The following is an 18,504-nucleotide window of genomic DNA, read 5'->3' as shown; positions in this document are numbered from 1 at the left end:
ATCAACATGAAAAGCCTCCTTATTCAAACCTTTTGTTTATTATTCCTTTGCTTGGGCACGGTCCGTGCACAGCAATACCAACTTGCATCACCCAACGGAAAACTATCCGTTACGGTAGATGCCGGAGAAGCCCTCACCTGGCAGATAGCACACGACGGAACCACGGTGCTGCAACCCTCTGCCATCGCCCTGCAAGGCAGAGATGAAAAATCAGCCAAGAAAGCAATAACTTTCGGTAAAAATGTAAAAGTAATCCGTGCAGAACGCAAGTCCGTGGAGTCCTCCTTCCCCACTCCCCTCTACAAAAAGGCAAGTGTGGAGGATGTCTACAACCAGTTGACACTGAAATGCCGCGGAGGCTACAGCGTACAGTTCCGCGCATACGATGACGGCGCTGCCTACCGCTTCATTTCCGAACAGAACAAGCCGTTTATCGTCCTCAACGAAACTGCGGACTTCAATTTCGACAAGGATTACCAGGCATTTGTACCTTACATAAACGACAACCGCAACGGTGAGCGCTATTGCTTCTCCTTCGAGTCTTACTACGACGAAGCCCCGTTGTCCAAAATGCACACCGACTCACTCTCCATCACCCCACTGATGGTTTGCCTGGACGGAGGAAAGAAAGCCGTTATCATGGAAGCCGGATTGGAAAACTATCCCGGCATGTTCCTCACTGTAAATCCCCAGACACGTCAAGGAGTGCAGGCAGCATTTGCCCCCTATCCGCTGGAAGAAATAATCGGCGGACACAACCGGCTGAACCTGATACCGACCAAGCGTGCAGACTACATCGCCCGTTGTGCCAAGCAGGAGCTCCCCTGGCGTGTGGTGCTCGTCACCGAAAAGGACACGCAGCTTGCCGACAACGACATGGCACAGCGTCTTGCCCCCGCCTGCCGCATCAAAGACATTTCCTGGATTAAACCTGGCAAAGTGGCTTGGGACTGGTGGAACACCTGCAACCTGACTGGCGTAGACTTCAAAGCCGGCATGAACACCCCGACTTATAAGGCATTCATCGACTTTGCCGCCGACAACAACCTGGAATATATCATCATCGATGACGGCTGGAGCGGAAACGAATCCTTATTGAAAGACCTGAATCCGAATATCGATTTAAAGGAACTGGTAGCCTACGGAAACCAGAAGGGCGTCGGCATCATTCTCTGGGCAAGCTGGCGAAACTCTGCCAAAGATACGGAAGCCGCATTCAGCCACTATGCACAGATGGGTATCAAAGGCTTCAAGATAGACTTCTTCGACCGTGACGACCAGCCACTGGTACAGTCTGTAGAACGCATTGTAGCCTGCGCCGCCGAGCACCGCCTGGTATTAGACCTACATGGACTCAAGCCATACGGTATACAGCGCACCTATCCCAACGTCCTAAACTTTGAAGGTGTAAAGGGACTGGAGAATGCCAAATGGGAACCGATAGTGAACGGTAGCCCGCTCCACAACTTCCCACGCTATGACGTGACTGCTCCCTACCTGCGCATGCTTGTCGGCCCGATGGACTACACACCGGGAGCCATGATGAACGCAACCCGCGAAACCTTCCGTGCCGTCAACGACCATCCGATGAGCCAGGGTACGCGCGTCCACCAGATGGCGATGTACACCCTCTTCGAAGCCCCGCTGCAAATGCTTGCCGACAGCCCCAGCAAATATATGAAGGAGCAGGAATGCACGGATTTCATTGCCAAAGTGCCTACCGTTTTCGACGAGACCGTGGCACTGGACGGTGAAGTAGGCGAATACCTTACACTGGCACGCCGCAAGGGAGATGTCTGGTACATCGCCTCCATGACCGACTGGACACCACGCGACTGTACCATCGACCTTTCCTTCCTCGGAGAAGGAAGTTACGAAGCCGAAATCTTTTCCGACGGCATCAATGCCGACCGGGAAGCAACCGACTACAAGAAAGAAGTACGCACCGTGACCTCGAGGGACAAGCTGAACATACACATGGCACCCGGAGGAGGATGGACAGCACGGATATGGAAAAGATGACAGGGTGATAAAGTAATGACATGATAAGTGCAATAGGGTGACAGTTACGTTAAAAGTGCTGTCACCCTATTCCTTTATTACTTTTAACATACCTCTACGTGAACCTTTTATATCCTATCTTGTTTTTTCTCACAAAAGCCTAAGGTACCATAGGGCAGGAATTTATATTAAACCTAAACAATTATAAAAGTATGAAGAAATTTATTCCCCTATTATTAGCGGTCTTTGCAGTGACGCTTGCATCTTGCGAAAAAGACCCTGACATGGATAAGCTGGACAATAATTATCTGGTTTATACCAACTATGACAAGAAGGCGGATTTCAAAACCTTCGAAACTTATTACTTGCCGGACAGCATTCTGGTCATCGGTGATAAGGAAAACGCCGAATACTGGAAAGATGAGAATGCCCAGGAAATTCTCAGCGCTTATGTTGCTAACATGAACAGCCGCGGCTACATCCGTGTGGATGACCGGGAAGAAGCCGACCTTGGCTTGCAGGTAAGCTATGTCAGAAGTACCTATTACTTCACCGACTACGGACGTCCCGAATGGTGGTGGAACTATCCAGGCTACTGGGATGCTCCTTACTGGGGCAACTGGGGCGGATGGTATTATCCCTATGCCGTGAACTATTCCTACAGCACCGGTTCCTTTATCAGCGAATTGTTGAATCTGGAGGCGCCGCAAGGCCAGAGCGAGAAACTTCCTGTTCTGTGGACCAGCTATATGAGCGGCTTGCTGAGTGGTTCTACTTCTGTCAATACCAAACTTGCCGTGCAAGGTGTGAACCAAGCTTTCACTCAATCAACTTACCTGACTAACAAGTAGTGACAAGCTACGAGCTATAAGTGACAAATGACGGGTTACCCAATATTAAGGTAACAAGAATAATACGGCAGCATCCTTTCCGGACTGGGAAGTTGCCATTGAACCAAAAAAACAAGAACAAAGTATGAAAACAATAAAATATCTTTCCTTGAGAGTATTTGCGGTTGCCGCTCTTGCTCTCGTCTTCGCCCTACCGACGAAGGCACAGATGACCGATAACGGTTATGCCAATATCGACTGGCAATATAACTTTCCTCTCAGCAACAACTTCGCCGACAAATCAAGCGGCTGGGGTATGAATTTTGAAGGCGGTTACTTCCTGACAGACAATTTTGCATTGGGAGCTTTCTTGAACTACCATAGCAACCATGAGTATTTCGGTCGCCAGACACTTCCCGTAGGCGAAGGCGGCAGTCTGAATACCGACCAGCAGCACACTGCATTCCAGTTGCCTTTCGGTCTGGCCTCCCGCTATGTATGGAACCGTGGAGGTGCATTCCAGCCGTATGCCGGTGTAAAACTGGGTGCTGAATATGCACAGTTGAAGTCAACTTTCAACGTATTCGAAGCCAACAAAGATACATGGGGTTTCTATGTATCTCCTGAAATTGGTTTCAATGTGTATCCTTGGGCTTATGGACCGGGCTTGCATTTCGCAGCCTATTACAGCTACGGTACGAACAAAGGTGACCTCTTTACGTACAGCGTAGACGGTTTGAGCAATTTCGGTCTGCGCGTAGGTATTGCGTTCTGATAAGACACACACTTAAAGCTTAACAGATAGAATTTAATTGTTTCAAAATTGAAGAAGAAAAGAGCCTTTCCTGCGTGAGCAAGGGAGGCTCTTTTTAATTCTACCAGTTATTTTTTTCCTCCCAGCATCGCCTTATATACAGCCTCCTGAATCCTCGTCCTTATATCCAGCCTCATCAACTTGTTATTCCACACATCCGGATAGGTGCGGTTGCTCAAAAAGACATAAACCAAGCCGTTCTCCGGGTCTGTCCAGGCGCAAGTGCCCGTGAAACCGGTATGGCCGTAGACAGAAGCAGGGGCAGACTCTGCGCAGGGACTCTTCTGGGGATTACGCCGGTCGGGCTTATCAAATCCCAGCCCCCGGCGGCTTATCCTTGAGACGGTGGTAGTAAATACCCTGCAGGTCTCCTTGCTCAAATAGCGCTTACCGTCCAGTTCACCCCCATTCAGCAACATCTGATAGACTTTTGCCACTTCTTCGGCAGTGGAGAACAGCCCGGCATTACCGGAAACGCCACCCTGAAAAGCTGCGGATTCATCATGTACAAATCCTTGCAAGGTAGTCTTACGCAAGAAAGGATCTGTTGATGAAGGTACAATATCTTCCTTCTTCAAGAAGCGCAGAGGAAGATACCCCGTACGCTCCAATCCCATCGGAGTATAGAATTCCTTGGCCAGATATTCGTCCATAGACATGCCGGTGCGCGCCTCGACCAACTGCTGCAACAAGATAAAGCCCACACAACTATAACGGTAACGTTTATCTCTAAGCGGAGTATCCACAATCTTCTGCAAGTACTCCTGCTTGAAAGAACGGTTCAGCCAAAGGCTGTCGGACACTTGCATCGTATATTCCGGTGTCTGCACCTTCGACGTCAGTCCCTGACGGAAGCGGAACTTAGGGTTCGCCCAAGTCTGCCGTCCGATGCGTGCGGAATGCCGGGCATCGGGACGTGCCTTGAACAAAGTGCCGGTGTAGCTCTCTTCATCAATCGCTTCCTGATAGAATAGCAAGGTAGAAGGTAGACCGGATTCATGCATCAGCAGTTCGCGTACCGTAATATTCTTCTTGTCCGTATCCTGTAGGAAAGGCAGATAATCCGACACCCGGTCCGTAAGGCTGAGACGTCCGCCATCGTACAACTTCATCACAGCAAGCAGTGTGGCCGTGGTCTTTGTCAGCGAGGCGATGTCGTACACATCCGTTTTCTTCACGGGAAGCGCCTTACTTCCGGTCTTGTTCCAGACGTGGGTACCGAAAGCTTTATTATACATCTCCCTGCCATCCTTCAGCACCACTACCTGGCAACCGGGGTAAGCCCCTTCACGAATGCCTTCTTCGGCTATCTTGTCTATTTCAGCCAGCAGACGGGAATTCATACCATGCTCTTCGGGTACAAAGCGGGGGGCGCTTTGAGGAGTCAGCGTCACTCCCGCACCGGCAGCAAACCGGCTACCGATACTGGCAGACAAGCGTCCCTCTGAACAAGCACTGCCATAAACAATCCGGACAACCTGCTGCTGTACCTCCCCGTTGGAGGAGTGTGCCAAAACCACCGCTTCGGCAGCAGCGCTCCCTTGCTTTATCTGCAATACCTGCTTGCCGGGAATAAAGAACAGATAGACCACCGGTACGTCAGGAGCGAACTTTGCAAAGAAATTCTGATAGGGCGTCAAACGGTGTTCGGTGACACAGACCAGAATACGTTTATACTTGGCCAGCGCATTTCTCAAACGGTTCCCGTCAGCCTCCGGCAGATTCTTGCCCAAATGGAACTCCACAGGACGGGTATACTGCGACAGTTCTTTGAGGAACGGCCGGATTTCCTGCGCTTCTCCCACATTGAGCACGGCAACTTCACCGATGGAAGGGTCCAGCGGAAGTACCTCGTCCCGGTTATCCAGCACAGTGATGGCCGCCAAGTTCAGCCGGCGCATCAAATCACGCGTTTTCGGAGTATTGATGCGGGTCCCCAAACCTGAAAGCTGTACATGGGGTTTCTTTTCCAACCCAAGGGCATATTTATATTTCAGTACTTTACGGCATTTCGCCTCTATCTCTTTCTCTGTCAGCTCCCCTTTTTTCACAGCGGCAAGCACAGCCTCCACTTCTTCCTTAATACGCCGGGGGACAAGCAGCAAATCATTGCCGGCTTTCAGCGCCTGCAAACAGATGCTTTCATTGCCCGATACCCCTTTCATGGCAAGGGCATCCGTAAAGACAAGCCCCTGAAAGCCGAGGTCATTCACCAACAGACCGGAAACTACCTTACGCGAAAGCGAAGACGGGAGCCCCTTTTGCGGCTCTATGGTAGGCACCTCCAAGTGCCCCACCATCATTCCTCCCAATCCGGCACGAATGGCTTTTCTGAAAGGATAAAGCTCTATACTGTCCAGACGGGCACGGGTAAAAGGCAGCACGGGCAACGCCTTATGAGAATCCACATCCGTATCCCCATGTCCCGGAAAGTGCTTGCTGACAGAAAGTACACCACCATCCTCCAACCCTTTGGAGTAGGCAACAACCTTGTTCGCCACATTGAACGGACTTTCACCGAAGGAACGGGTATTGATAACCGGATTCTTGGGATTGATATTCACATCCGCTACAGGAGCAAAATTCACTTGCACCCCCAGTTCACGGCATTGGCGGGCCACTTCGCGCCCATATTCATAAATCAGTGTATCGTTCTGTATGCAGCCCAGCACCATGTTTCGCGGAAAGTTCGGAGTACCGCGAAGGCGCATAGCCAGCCCCCATTCACCGTCAAAGGTAATCATCAGCGGAACTTCCGCCATCCGCTGCGCCTCATTGGTCAACATCACCTGGTTCTGCATCAATCCGCCGGAAAATAACAGACCGCCTACCTTATAGTCCTCCACCACCTTACGCAGCAGTTCCTTGTTGGCCTTGTCCTGCTGGGGGGCAATCGTATAGATGAACAGTTGTCCGATGCGTTCTTTCAGAGTCAGACGCTGCATGACGGAATCCACCCACTGCCTGCACCGCACGTCACTGTTCAAGAGACGTACAAGCGAAGGGTCGTTCGGCGGCACCGGAGTAAACGGCATCGGGCCAAGCTGCGCTTTCAGAAGCGGACAAAGACAACACAATATAGTGATATAGGCAAGCAGGTATATTCTCTTCATTCCTTATAGATAGATTGTTTTTAGGGGATTTGCGGAATCATACTTTTATAAATCAATTCCTGGATATCTCTTCTTATATTCATGTCACCCAGTTTCGTGTTCCATACATTGGGGCACAAGCGGTTGCTGAGGAATACATACACCGTCTTGTTTTCCGGGTCCACCCAAGCACAAGTACCGGTAAATCCGGTATGTCCATATACCGCTTCCGAAGCGGAAGGAGCACAAGGGCTGCGCTTTATAATAGATACATCCGGCTTGTCGAATCCCAGACCGCGACGGCTGATGGCGGATTTCTCCGTCGTAAACAAACGGCAGGTTGCCTTACTCAAGAAACGCTTGCCATTGAATTCACCGCCGTTCAGCAACATTTGATAAACCTTTGCCACCTCTTCGGCCGTAGAGAAAAGTCCTGCATTACCGGACACCCCACCCATGCAGGCAGCAGTCTCGTCATGCACATATCCGCATATATCCTGGCGACGCAGGAAGTCATTGGATGCCGTGGGCATGATTTCCGCTTTGGTGAACTTCGTCAAAGGCAGAAACATAGTACGTTGCAATCCCATCGGGGCATAGAACTCACGGGCAAGGTACAAATCCATCGGCAGCTCCGTCACCTTCTCCACCACCTGCTGCAACAGCACGAAGCCAAGGTCGCTGTAAACATAACGTTTGCCGTCCAACTCGCACTTGGCTATTCGCTGAAGGATGGAATTCTTGAAACTCTTGTTCAGCCACATGCCATCTGCCATGTGCAGGGTATAGACCGGTGTATTCTTGTCGGACACCATCCCTTTCCGGAACTTAAAATCGGAACAATAATAGCTATGTTCGCTTACCTGCGTACGATGCCACTCGTCCACCCAACTCTGGGAGTACGGGCCGTGTACCGAATTCGGGTCTATGATGTCCAGGTAGAAGCGGATATAGGGAGGAAGCCCCGATTCGTGGAACAAAAGTTCGCGGATGGTAATGTTCCGCTTGTTACCATTGCGCAAGAAGGGCAGATAAGCGGAAACCTTGTCATCCAGTTTTATCTTGCCCTCATCATACAGTTTCATGACGGCAAGCAACGTAGCCGTAGTCTTGGTCAGCGAAGCCAAATCAAAAAGGTCCGAAGAACGGACGGTAGTGGTATCCTTATCAGAGTGGGTTCCGAAGCCTTTGTCATATACCGGCAGTCCGTCTTTCCACACCAGCACGCGGCAACCGGGATAAGCTCCCGCTTCCAGTCCCTTCCGGGCAACGGCATCGATACTTTGCAGCACATACGATTTCATGCCGTAATCTTCCGGAACAGTCTTCCCCGGTTTCATGCCCGGCTCAATCATACAGCCCGTTCCCGCTGGAAACAGTTTACCGATACTCATCGACATTCTGCCACTGGCCGACTTTTTGGCAAAAAGAACATCAGCCACGTATTGCTGCAAATCCGTCTCTGCCGAATGTGCCAGCACCACAGCGCTGGATTTGGCAAGTGCGGGCACCAGAGGTTGCAATGTACGGTAAGAGGTAAAAAAAGTATAGACCAGCGGAGCACGCAGGTTCAAGCCTTCCAGAAAGGCCACATCACGGTCGCTGACATAAGCCGAACCGGTGATGCTGATAACCACGCGACGGAAAGCAGCCAACTGCCCCTGCACTTCCTGCCAGAGAGCCTCATCGGCATTCCAAGGCAAGTGGAAATGGCTGATGCCTGCATTCTTTTTCATAGCTTCCACAAAGGGAGCATCCGCCTCCTTCTCTCCAATGCTGAGCACGGCAATATCACCTTCCACCGGTGCCAGCGGGAGGACATCGAAATAATTGTTCAATACAGTCACTGCCGAACGGCGCAACTTGGCAGCCAACGCCTGCGCTTCCTCCGTATTGATGCGATAGCTCATTCCGCTGACCCGAAGTTGCGGCTGGCGGTTTCTCAAACCAAGCATATACTTGTACATCAATACCTTGCGGCACTTGGCATCAAGTTCGTCCTTACTCAGTTGTCCCGACTCCACTGCATCTACCAGCTCCTGCACCGCATTCTTCGTATTGAACTGTACCAGCACCATATCATTTCCCGCCAGCAGCGCTTTGGTAGTTACCTGCGGAATGGCAGACACACCCTTCATGTCCAAGGCATCGGTAAACACCAGCCCTTTAAAGCCGAGTTCATCCTTCAACAACCCGGTCACCACATTCCGCGACAAGGAAGAAGGAGTCACCCCGTCCGGGTCCAGCGCCTGCACTTGCAGATGGCCTACCATGACACCCCCCAATCCGGCACGTACCATTTCCTTGAAGGGATAAAGCTCCACACTGTCCAGGCGTGCACGGTCGTAGTGCAAGGCGGGAAGCGCCTTATGAGAATCCACATCCGTGTCGCCATGCCCGGGGAAATGCTTGCAAACGGAAAGTATGCCCCCGCTTTCGAGCCCACGGCTGTATGCCACCACCTTTTCCGCCACCCGCTGCGGGTTCTCGCCAAAGGAGCGTACGTGTATCACCGGGTTCAGCGGATTCGTATTGACATCCGCATCGGGTGCAAAATTGACGTGTACCCCCAATTCGCGAAACTGGCGGGCCACCTCACGTCCATATTCTTCAATCAGGCCATTGTCCTCGATACATCCCAAGGCGGCATTACGGGGATAGTCCGGAGCGCCTTTCAGCCTCATTGACAGTCCCCACTCTCCATCGAAAGTAACCATAACGGGAATCTTGGCATCCTTCCGGGCCATATTGGTCAAGATAGCCTGCTCTTCCGGAGTACCTTCGGAAAACAGCAAGCCACCGACCTTGTATTTCTTTACCAGCTCGCGCATCTGCTTTTTCGTGGCCTTGTCTGCTCTGGCCGGAATGGTGGCAACGATGAGCTGCCCCACTTTTTCGTGTACATTCAGACCTGACAACACGGAGTCCACCCATTGCCGGCACCGGTTGTCTGCAGCCGAAGGAAGAAACGGGCCTCCCGTCTGGGCGTGAAGTGAAGATAATCCCAATATAAACAATCCTGCAACCCATAAAAGGAGGGTGAGTCTTTTCATCATGCTATTTTTCAGTTAAAGTAAGTACCATTTCTCCTACGTAGATGCCACTCTTTCCGGTGTGCAGCACGGGAACGCTCTTGCCGTCCGCATTCAGATAAACGGCAGGCTTTTCCATAAAAGTATGCGAATGTCCTCCCAAAATGACATCAATGCCACGCGTCTTGCCTACCAGGTTCTCGTCGGAAGCGCCTTCGGGATTTGCACTGCGGATACCCAAATGAGACATGCAAATCACAACCTCGCAATTCTCCTTCTCCCTGAGAAGGTCTGTCATTTCCTGGGCCACCTTTATCGGGTCGTTGTAGACAATGCCTACGCATTTATCCGCCTGCACCAGCCCTTCCATCTTGGGGGCCAGGCCGAAGATACCGATTTTCACCCCTTCGCGCACCAAGGTGATATAAGGCTTCACCAGCCCTTCGAGTACCGTACCCGTCACGTCATAATTGGAACAGACCACGGGAAAATCCGCCATACGGAACAATTCCGCCATATTCTCAAGTCCGAAATCAAATTCATGATTACCTATCGTCATGGCATTATAGCCCATGAGGTTCATCATCTTGACCTCCAGCTCGCCTTTGAAAAAGTTATAATAAGGGGTGCCTTGCGAGATGTCTCCGCAATCCAGCAGCAACATATCCGGATGCTTGCCGCGAAACTGCTTTACAAAACCGGCACGGCGCACCACACCGCCCATCCCGGCATACTCGTCGGCAGCCTCGGCGCTGATGGGTTCTATACGGCTGTGCGTATCGCTGGTGTGCAGGATAAACAGTTGTTTTCCGGATTGGCCGGACGATACAGAATCGGCGGACACCAGGCAAAGGGGTTCTTCAGTAATGACACGCTCCTCTTGCTGTGCCGATGCGGGGAGCATGAAAAGCAGCAGGGCTGCCAAGGAATACATATGTTTCATAGAACTTCTGTTTTTTTAATGCTTACTCTTTAACGACCACTCTTCCCTCCATGCGCGAAGTCACCTTCTTGCCGGCTGCCGTCTGCTTCTCCACATACTTCATGAACAGACCGCGCAGTGTAGCCCCATCCGGGCACTCCCTTTTATCCGCCTGCAGGAAAGCCGTCATTCCATCGTTTCCATCAGCCAGATAATCAATCGTGGCAACCGTATAGTCACGGTCATCCTCCACCGGCTTGCCGGCAATGGAAGCCTGGAGCAGCTTGCCATCCTTGCTGATTTCCAACTGTATACCACTCACCCCTTCACCAAGTCTCACCGCAATGTTTTCAAACAAGTGCTTCATGGCAGAGCCTTTCATCGTCAGCACACAGAGCGAATTCTCAAAAGGCAATATCTCATAGATGTTTTCGGTAGTGATGTCTCCTTCCGTCAGGGAGTTCCGGATTCCACCGATATTGATTAGCCCCATATCGGCCGGTTTGCCCAGCACTTCCACCGCAGCCTCACGCAGTACATCTGCAATCAGATTGGATAAAAGGCTTTCGGGCCGGAATCTGTCCATCGACATTTCTGCGGTTCCCACCACATGATACATAACGCTGTCCATCCGGGCCTTGTAAGGCGCCAGCAGAGCCACGGCTTCGGCATCCGGCTCGGCATCCCAGACAGAGTTCATGGGAATTCTGCCTCCCTCTACCTTGGTCACTTCGTAAGAAGAATGGCAGGAAACCAATAGAAGCACAACCGCCAACACTGCCCCCGCAAGGAGACTGAAAGTTTGTTTCTTCATATTCATTTAGTTTTAAATTGCTACAAATATACTTTTCTTTTGCGACTGAGCCACACAATTAACCGATTATTTAGACTTGCGTTTAGCAGAATGAAACGCTCAAAAATCATCCCAACTGGCGAAAAAAAGCTTGAAGCACTTGTGTATCTGGCAAATAATTCGTTCCTTTGCACCGCTTTCGCGCAATCGCTGTCAGGACACCAAGAGAGAAGCCTGGTATGTTGCGTTGTAACGATGAAACAATTTAATAATAAAAACAATGGATTTAATTAAAATTGCAGAAGAAGCATTTGCTACCGGAAAACAGCACCCGAGCTTCAAGGCAGGTGACACTGTAACAGTAGCATATCGTATTGTCGAGGGTAACAAGGAACGTGTACAGCTGTACCGTGGTGTTGTTATCAAGATTGCCGGACATGGAGACAAGAAGCGTTTTACAGTACGTAAGATGTCAGGAACCATAGGCGTAGAACGTATTTTCCCGATTGAATCACCGGCTATCGACAGCATCGAAGTGAACAAAGTGGGTAAAGTTCGTCGCGCTAAACTGTACTACCTGCGCGCTCTTACCGGTAAGAAAGCAAGAATCAAAGAAAAAAGAGTTAACGGTTAATTCCAGACTCCTATTTCGAAATAAAAAAGGGAAACTGACAATGTCGGTTTCCCTTTTTTAGTGATATACACAGTAGGCATACACACCATGCGATACTCTACTGCTACTCCCTCATTCAAAACATTGTAAGCCTGCGCTCCTTTCCTTTCACATAAGCCTTCCTTCTTGCTGATATGTTAGTTTATCAGCGCCCAACGGCCGTGAGGCGCTCTGCTAACGACCGTCAACAAGGTGCTTTATGGCCGTTAGGCGAACGCCTCACGGCCGTTAAACAGCTCTCATATGCATAGCTTGCCTATACTGAATACCTATCTTATCCATACCAAAAGCCTGACTTCCACCTATTATCGCACGGGCTTTTACGAAGTTAATACCGTGTTTGCAGGAAACCAATAGCTTGTTTACACGATATTGGCAAATTGCCCCATATCCTATTAATTTATTGTACTACAAGACATTAATAGATTATTTGGCGTAAATTTAAGGTGGAAGCAAAAGTTGCTTCCACCTTTTCAAGTTGCTTCCACAGCATCCGCAACCCCGATGAATAAAGGGATACAGAGAATGGGTGGAAGTGTGGAAGCAACTTGTGACATAACTTTATTGCTGAGGAATATGTGCCACTAAAGAAAAAAAGGTGTGTCGAAACTCTCATAAACTAAAAATCACCCTCGCCACAGATAGGTGTAGCGAGGGTGATTTCGATAGAAGGGGAGTTTTGACATATCCCCTCCTTTATCAGTTTCCCTAATATTGATTACTTGATATCTCTCAGCTCCCAGCCCAACGCACTGGCACCCAGCACTGCAGCATCAGAGTCCTTCAACTCGGAAGCCAGCAACTTGGTCTTACCTTTGTAGATATTCAATACATTGTCGTCAATAGCTTTCTGGATAGGCTTGAAGATATAGTCTCCCGCTTTTGCCAGACCACCGAACAACACGATAGCTTCCGGACTGGAGAAAGCGATGAAGTCAGCCAAAGCCTCACCCAAGATGGTTCCGGTAAACTCAAAGATGTCTTGAGCAATCTTGTCACCCTTCACCGCTGCATCATACACATCCTTGGAAGTAATGTTTTCTGCCGGAATGTCGCGCAACAAACTCGGTTCGGTACTCTTGGTCAGGAACTCACGTGCAGAACGCGCCACACCCGTAGCCGAACAATAAGTTTCCAGACAGCCGTGACGTCCGCATCCGCAGAGACGTCCGTTTTCACGACGGATAATAGTATGTCCCAACTCTCCGGCAAAACCGTCATGGCCATATACCATCTGACCGTTAATAACGATACCGCTACCTACACCGGTGCCAAGAGTTATCATGATAAAGTCTTTCATACCACGAGCCGCACCGTAAGTCATTTCACCGATACCGGCAGCATTGGCGTCGTTTGTCAAAGCGGTAGGGATACCCAAGCGCTCTTCAAACATGGCAGCCAAAGGAATTACACCCTTCCAGGGAAGGTTCGGGGCAAACTCAATAGTACCGCTGTAATAGTTTCCGTTAGGAGCACCGATACCGATACCTTTTATCTTGTCTACTCCACCGTTGGCAATAATGAGCGGCAACAGATTCTTGCAAACTTCGTCTACGTAATCATTGACGTCCTCATAAGCTCCGGTTTTGATGGAACTGCTTGCAATAATAGTTCCGCGTGCGTCTACAATACCAAAGACGGTGTTTGTTCCGCCTATGTCAATGCCCACTACATAGGGCTTTTCCATGTTTGAATTCATGATATTACTTTTGTTTAAAGGGTTAGTTAATCACATTCATGGTTACAAAAATCACAAAGAAAAACGACACTGCAAAATCTTTTTTTAAAAAAGTTTGCAACTTTTGCAACTTTTCGTAGCATTGCTGCGTCTAATAGTGAAAATTAATAAGAGTAAAGCAATAAACAGGGAAAACAGTGATACAACTAAAAGACATTAACAAGACCTACAACAACGGAGCACCGCTGCATGTGCTCAAAGGTATCAACCTCGACATTCAGAAAGGCGAATTTGTTTCCATCATGGGCTCATCGGGTTCGGGAAAGTCCACTTTACTCAATATACTGGGTATTCTGGATAGTTACGACACGGGGGAATATTATCTGAACGGTACCCTCATCAAGAACCTCAGCGAAACGAAGGCAGCCGAGTACCGCAACCGTATGATTGGTTTCATCTTCCAGTCCTTCAATCTCATTTCCTTCAAGAATGCAGTGGAGAATGTGGCGCTTCCTCTCTTTTATCAAGGAGTGAGCCGCCGCAAACGTAATGCGCTGGCACTGGAATATCTGGACCGCCTGGGGCTGAAAGAGTGGGCACACCACATGCCAAATGAGATGTCCGGTGGACAGAAACAACGTGTAGCCATCGCCCGTGCCCTCATTACCCAACCGCAGATTATCCTTGCCGATGAACCTACCGGCGCGCTCGACAGCAAGACTTCCGTAGAGGTGATGCAGATTCTAAAGGAACTGCACGATACAGGCATGACCATCGTAGTCGTGACCCACGAAAGCGGTGTTGCCAACCAGACGGACAAGATTATCCATATCAAAGACGGTATCATAGGTAGCATCGAGACGAATCTGAACCACGATGCAAGCCCGTTCGGAAAAGACGGATTCATGAAATAATAAAGGAAGAGCCCCCTCCCCCTTTAATTTTTAATTCTTAATTTTTAATTATCAATGATAGACCTTTGGCAAGAAATATACGGAACCATCAAACGCAACAAACTGCGTACATTCCTGACGGGCTTTGCCGTGGCATGGGGAATCTTCATGCTCATCGTGCTGCTCGGAGCCGGAAACGGTATCATACATGCCTTCGAGCAAAATGCGTCGGAGCGTGCCTTGAACTCTATCCGCATCTTCCCCGGCTGGACCACCAAGTCATACGACGGTCTGAAAGAAGGACGCCGCGTCCAACTGGACAACCGGGACATGGATGACACGGAGAAGCAATTCACCGAAAATGTCATCAGTGCCGGTGCCACCGTGCGTCAAAGTAATGTAAACGTCAGCTTCGGACAAGAATATATCAATATCTCTCTGCTGGGCGTATATCCCAACTACACCGAAGTGGAAACCGTGAAAACAGCGGACGGACGTTTCATCAACTACAACGACCTGAAAGACCGACGTAAAGTCATCATCCTCCATAAGAAATCTGCAGATATCCTTTTCGGAAAAACGCATACTGAACCCATCGGACAATTTGTCAATGCCAGTGGAGTGGCCTATCAAGTAGTAGGCCTCTACAATGACCAGGGAGACCGCGAGGCAAACGAAGCGTATATCCCCTTCTCCACCTTGCAGACCATCTATAATAAAGGAGACAAGCTGAATAACATCATCTTTACAACCAAGAACCTGCACAGCATAGAAAGTAACGAAGCCTTTGAAAAAGAATACCGCAAGGCTATTGCCACCAATCACCGCTTTGACCCCACGGATGAGAGCGCCATATGGATATGGAATCGTTTCACCAACTATCTGCAGACACAGAATGCAATGGGTATCCTCCGGACTGCAATCTGGGTTATCGGTATCTTTACACTGTTGAGTGGGATTGTCGGCGTGTCGAACATAATGCTGATTACCGTGAAAGAACGTACCCGGGAATTTGGTATCCGTAAGGCATTGGGAGCAAAACCTTTCTCCATCCTTTGGCTGATTATTGTGGAAAGCGTGACTATCACTACGCTATTCGGTTATATCGGTATGGTGGCAGGCATCGGGGTGACGGAATGGATGAACTCTGCTTTCGGTAGCCAGACGATGGATGCCGGCATGTTCCAGCAGACCATGTTCTCCGATCCCACCGTAGACCTCAGTATTGCTATCCAAGCTACCCTGACCCTTATCATAGCGGGTACGTTGGCTGGGTTCTTCCCGGCTAAGAAAGCGGTAAGTATCAGTCCTATTGAAGCACTTAGAGCAGATTAAAGATTATGAGAATAGACATAGATACGTGTGAGGAAATCCTCATCACAATAACAAGGAACAAAACGAGAAGCCTGCTTACGGCGTTCGGCGTATTCTGGGGTATCTTTATGCTGGTGGCGCTTATCGGTGGCGGCCAGGGCATGCAGGAAGAACTAAAATCCCAGTTCGAAGGATTTGCAACCAACTCGGGCTTTATCGCTGCACAAAAGACAAGCGAGGCTTATAAAGGTTTTCGCAAAGGACGATGGTGGGATTTGGAGATGGAAGATGTGGACCGTGTACGCAATGTGGACGGTGTGGCGCTTGCCACGCCTTCCATTGCCTTATGGGGACAAGTGGCTGTCTACGGAGACAACAAGTACGACTGTAGTGTGAAAGGCTTGTATCCCGAATATGAACAGATAGAACATCAAGAGATGACCTATGGACGTTTCATCAATGATGTCGACATTAAAGAGTCGCGTAAAGTGTGTGTAATCGGCAAACGTGTTTATGAAAGCCTCTTCAAACCCGGTGAAGACCCCTGCGGCAAATATGTCCGGGTAAATGGTATCTATTACCGGGTTATCGGAATGTGTTCATCCGAAGGCAATGTCAATATACAAGGGCAGGCCTCTGAAGCCATTACATTGCCTTTTTCCACCATGCAACAGACCTACAACCTCGGAAAGAAACTGCATGTAGTATGTTTCATCATGAAACCGGGAGTAAAAGTGAAAGACGTGCAGCCCGAAGTGGAACGTCTTGTAAAAGCGGCGCACTACATTGCTCCCGATGACAAACAAGCCGTCATGCTTCTGAATGCGGAAGCTATGTTCTCCATGATGGACAACCTGATGATTGGAGTGCGCTTTCTAATCTGGATGGTAGGTTTGGGGACGCTGTTTGCCGGAGCTATCGGCGTATCGAATATCATGATGGTAACCGTCAAGGAGCGCACAACGGAAATAGGCATACGCCGTGCCATAGGTGCCCGTCCTAAAGACATTCTGCAACAAATTCTTTCGGAAAGCATGGTGCTGACCACTATAGCGGGTATGGCAGGTATTTCTTTTGCCGTATTTGTACTGCAAATACTTGAAAAGGCCGCCAATGACCCTGGAGTTATCAAAACCCACTACCAGGTTTCATTCGGACTGGCTATCGGAACCTGCATCCTCCTCATCGCATTAGGAGTGCTTGCCGGACTGGCACCTGCCTATCGCGCCATGGCAATCAAGCCAATTGAAGCCATCAGGGATGAATAAACTTATAGAGAGACCACTAACCGTAAGCCATGAAATAATGGCTATATCAATCGTAAATAATTAAATCGTAAATATAAGATGAAAACAAAGAAGTTTCTGAAAATCGCATTATTGGTAGTAATTGCTGCCTTATTCATTTGGACATTCGTTTTTCTGTACCAGAAGTCCCAACCTAAAGTAACAGTATACGAAACGATAGTTCCGGAAGTGACAGACCTTGAAAAGACTACCGTAGCCACCGGCAAAGTGGAACCGAGAGATGAAGTCCTTATCAAGCCGCAGATTTCCGGTATCATTGCCGAAGTATACAAGGAAGCAGGACAAAGTGTGAAGCAAGGGGAAGTGCTTGCCAAAGTAAAGGTGATACCCGAACTGGGACAATTGAACTCTGCCGAAAGCCGCGTACGATTGGCGGAAATCAACGCTGCCCAAGCCGAAACGGATTTCGCCCGTACCCAGAAACTGTACAACGACAAGCTTATCAGCGCTGAAGAGTACGAAAAAGGGGAAGTAAGCGTGAAGCAGGCACGCGAGGAACTGCAGACAGCAAAAGATAACCTGGAAATTGTAAAGGAAGGCATCACCAAGAACAGCGCCTCTTTCAGTAGTACCCTGATCCGTTCCACCATTACCGGTCTGATTCTGGATGTACCCATCAAAGTCGGTAACTCGGTTATCATGAGTAACACTTTCAATGACGGAACCACCATCGCTACCGTTGCCAACATGAACGATTTGATTTTCCGCGGCAACATTGACGAAACGGAAGTGGGCCGTGTGCACGAAGGCATGCCGGTGAAACTGACAATCGGCGCCCTGCAGAATCTTTCGTTCGATGCCACACTGGAATACATATCTCCGAAGGGTGTGGAAGAAAACGGTGCCAACCAGTTTGAAATCAAAGCTGCCATTGCCGCACCGGACAGCGTACAGATACGTTCCGGCTATTCTGCCAACGCAGAAATCGTATTGGACCGTGCCCAGAAAACGCTTGCCGTACCGGAAAGTACCATTGAATTCAATGGTGACAGCACCTTTGTATACGTAATGACGGACAGCGTACCGGTACAGAAGTTCGAACGCCGCCCCATCCAGGTCGGCATGAGTGACGGCATAAAGATTGCCATCAAAAGCGGTATCAGTGCCCAGGATAAGATTCGCGGTGCAGAGAAAAAGGATTAACAAACGGAATAG

General features: G+C 49.4%; 13 protein-coding genes. 8 read left to right on the top strand and 5 right to left on the bottom strand.

Annotated elements, in window-relative coordinates; genetic code table 11:
* Positions 1–6: 6 nt before the first annotated feature.
* The 3 genes from DW800_RS16305 to DW800_RS16295 all read left to right on the top strand — a co-directional run bounded on the left by DW800_RS16305 (position 7) and on the right by DW800_RS16295 (position 3,606).
* Complete coding sequence (locus tag DW800_RS16305) at positions 7–2,022, top strand: glycoside hydrolase family 97 protein (protein ID WP_057087013.1); 2,016 nt, start codon at positions 7–9, stop codon at positions 2,020–2,022.
* A gap of 191 nt (positions 2,023–2,213) precedes the next feature.
* Positions 2,214–2,852: a DUF4136 domain-containing protein gene (locus DW800_RS16300; protein ID WP_005834796.1), complete on the top strand. Its 639-nt coding sequence runs from the start codon at positions 2,214–2,216 to the stop codon at positions 2,850–2,852.
* Positions 2,853–2,976: 124 nt separating this feature from the next.
* A complete protein-coding gene (locus DW800_RS16295) occupies positions 2,977–3,606 on the top strand; it encodes an outer membrane beta-barrel protein (protein ID WP_005834794.1) in 630 nt (209 codons plus the stop codon).
* Positions 3,607–3,713: 107 nt separating this feature from the next.
* Here the strand turns inward: DW800_RS16295 and DW800_RS16290 are convergent, their stop codons facing one another.
* The 4 genes from DW800_RS16290 to DW800_RS16275 are packed head-to-tail and all read right to left on the bottom strand — an operon-like array spanning position 3,714 to position 11,505.
* Complete coding sequence (locus tag DW800_RS16290; protein ID WP_117703984.1) at positions 3,714–6,758, bottom strand: glycoside hydrolase family 3 N-terminal domain-containing protein; 3,045 nt, start codon at positions 6,756–6,758, stop codon at positions 3,714–3,716.
* A gap of 20 nt (positions 6,759–6,778) precedes the next feature.
* Positions 6,779–9,793: a glycoside hydrolase family 3 N-terminal domain-containing protein gene (locus tag DW800_RS16285; protein WP_119958206.1), complete on the bottom strand. Its 3,015-nt coding sequence runs from the start codon at positions 9,791–9,793 to the stop codon at positions 6,779–6,781.
* 1 nt (position 9,794) lies between these two features.
* Positions 9,795–10,712 carry a bifunctional metallophosphatase/5'-nucleotidase gene (locus tag DW800_RS16280; protein WP_117703986.1) on the bottom strand — a complete coding sequence of 306 codons (918 nt, stop codon included), beginning with the start codon at positions 10,710–10,712 and terminating at the stop codon, positions 9,795–9,797.
* Between the two features lie 22 nt (positions 10,713–10,734).
* The gene (locus tag DW800_RS16275; protein WP_117704002.1) at positions 10,735–11,505 is read right to left on the bottom strand and encodes a 5'-nucleotidase C-terminal domain-containing protein; all 771 of its coding nucleotides are present in this window, start codon (positions 11,503–11,505) and stop codon (positions 10,735–10,737) included.
* A gap of 259 nt (positions 11,506–11,764) precedes the next feature.
* Here DW800_RS16275 and rplS point away from each other — a divergent pair, with 259 nt between their 5' ends.
* On the top strand, positions 11,765–12,118 hold the full coding sequence (rplS, locus tag DW800_RS16270) for a 50S ribosomal protein L19 (protein WP_004292313.1): 354 nt from the start codon (positions 11,765–11,767) through the stop codon (positions 12,116–12,118).
* Between the two features lie 757 nt (positions 12,119–12,875).
* On the opposite strand, the gene DW800_RS16265 is transcribed toward rplS, so the two are convergent.
* The gene (locus DW800_RS16265) at positions 12,876–13,856 is read right to left on the bottom strand and encodes an ROK family protein (protein WP_005825067.1); all 981 of its coding nucleotides are present in this window, start codon (positions 13,854–13,856) and stop codon (positions 12,876–12,878) included.
* 176 nt (positions 13,857–14,032) lie between these two features.
* On the opposite strand from DW800_RS16265, the gene DW800_RS16260 reads away from it, so the two are divergent.
* From DW800_RS16260 to DW800_RS16245, 4 genes are all read left to right on the top strand, one after another.
* On the top strand, positions 14,033–14,749 hold the full coding sequence (locus DW800_RS16260) for an ABC transporter ATP-binding protein (RefSeq protein ID WP_005825069.1): 717 nt from the start codon (positions 14,033–14,035) through the stop codon (positions 14,747–14,749).
* 54 nt (positions 14,750–14,803) lie between these two features.
* Positions 14,804–16,063 (top strand): ABC transporter permease, encoded by a 1,260-nt coding sequence (locus DW800_RS16255; protein WP_005825072.1) that lies wholly within the window; start codon positions 14,804–14,806, stop codon positions 16,061–16,063.
* A 5-nt stretch (positions 16,064–16,068) separates the two neighbouring features.
* Positions 16,069–17,310, top strand: coding sequence for an ABC transporter permease (locus DW800_RS16250; RefSeq protein WP_005825074.1), 1,242 nt, complete (start codon positions 16,069–16,071; stop codon positions 17,308–17,310).
* A gap of 78 nt (positions 17,311–17,388) precedes the next feature.
* Positions 17,389–18,492: an efflux RND transporter periplasmic adaptor subunit gene (locus tag DW800_RS16245; RefSeq protein ID WP_005834785.1), complete on the top strand. Its 1,104-nt coding sequence runs from the start codon at positions 17,389–17,391 to the stop codon at positions 18,490–18,492.
* The last annotated feature ends 12 nt before the right edge of the window (positions 18,493–18,504 follow it).

Source organism: Bacteroides sp. AM32-11AC, from assembly GCF_003603515.1.
GTDB classification, from domain to species: domain Bacteria; phylum Bacteroidota; class Bacteroidia; order Bacteroidales; family Bacteroidaceae; genus Bacteroides; species Bacteroides uniformis.
This window is presented reverse-complemented; position numbering and strand designations above follow the sequence as displayed.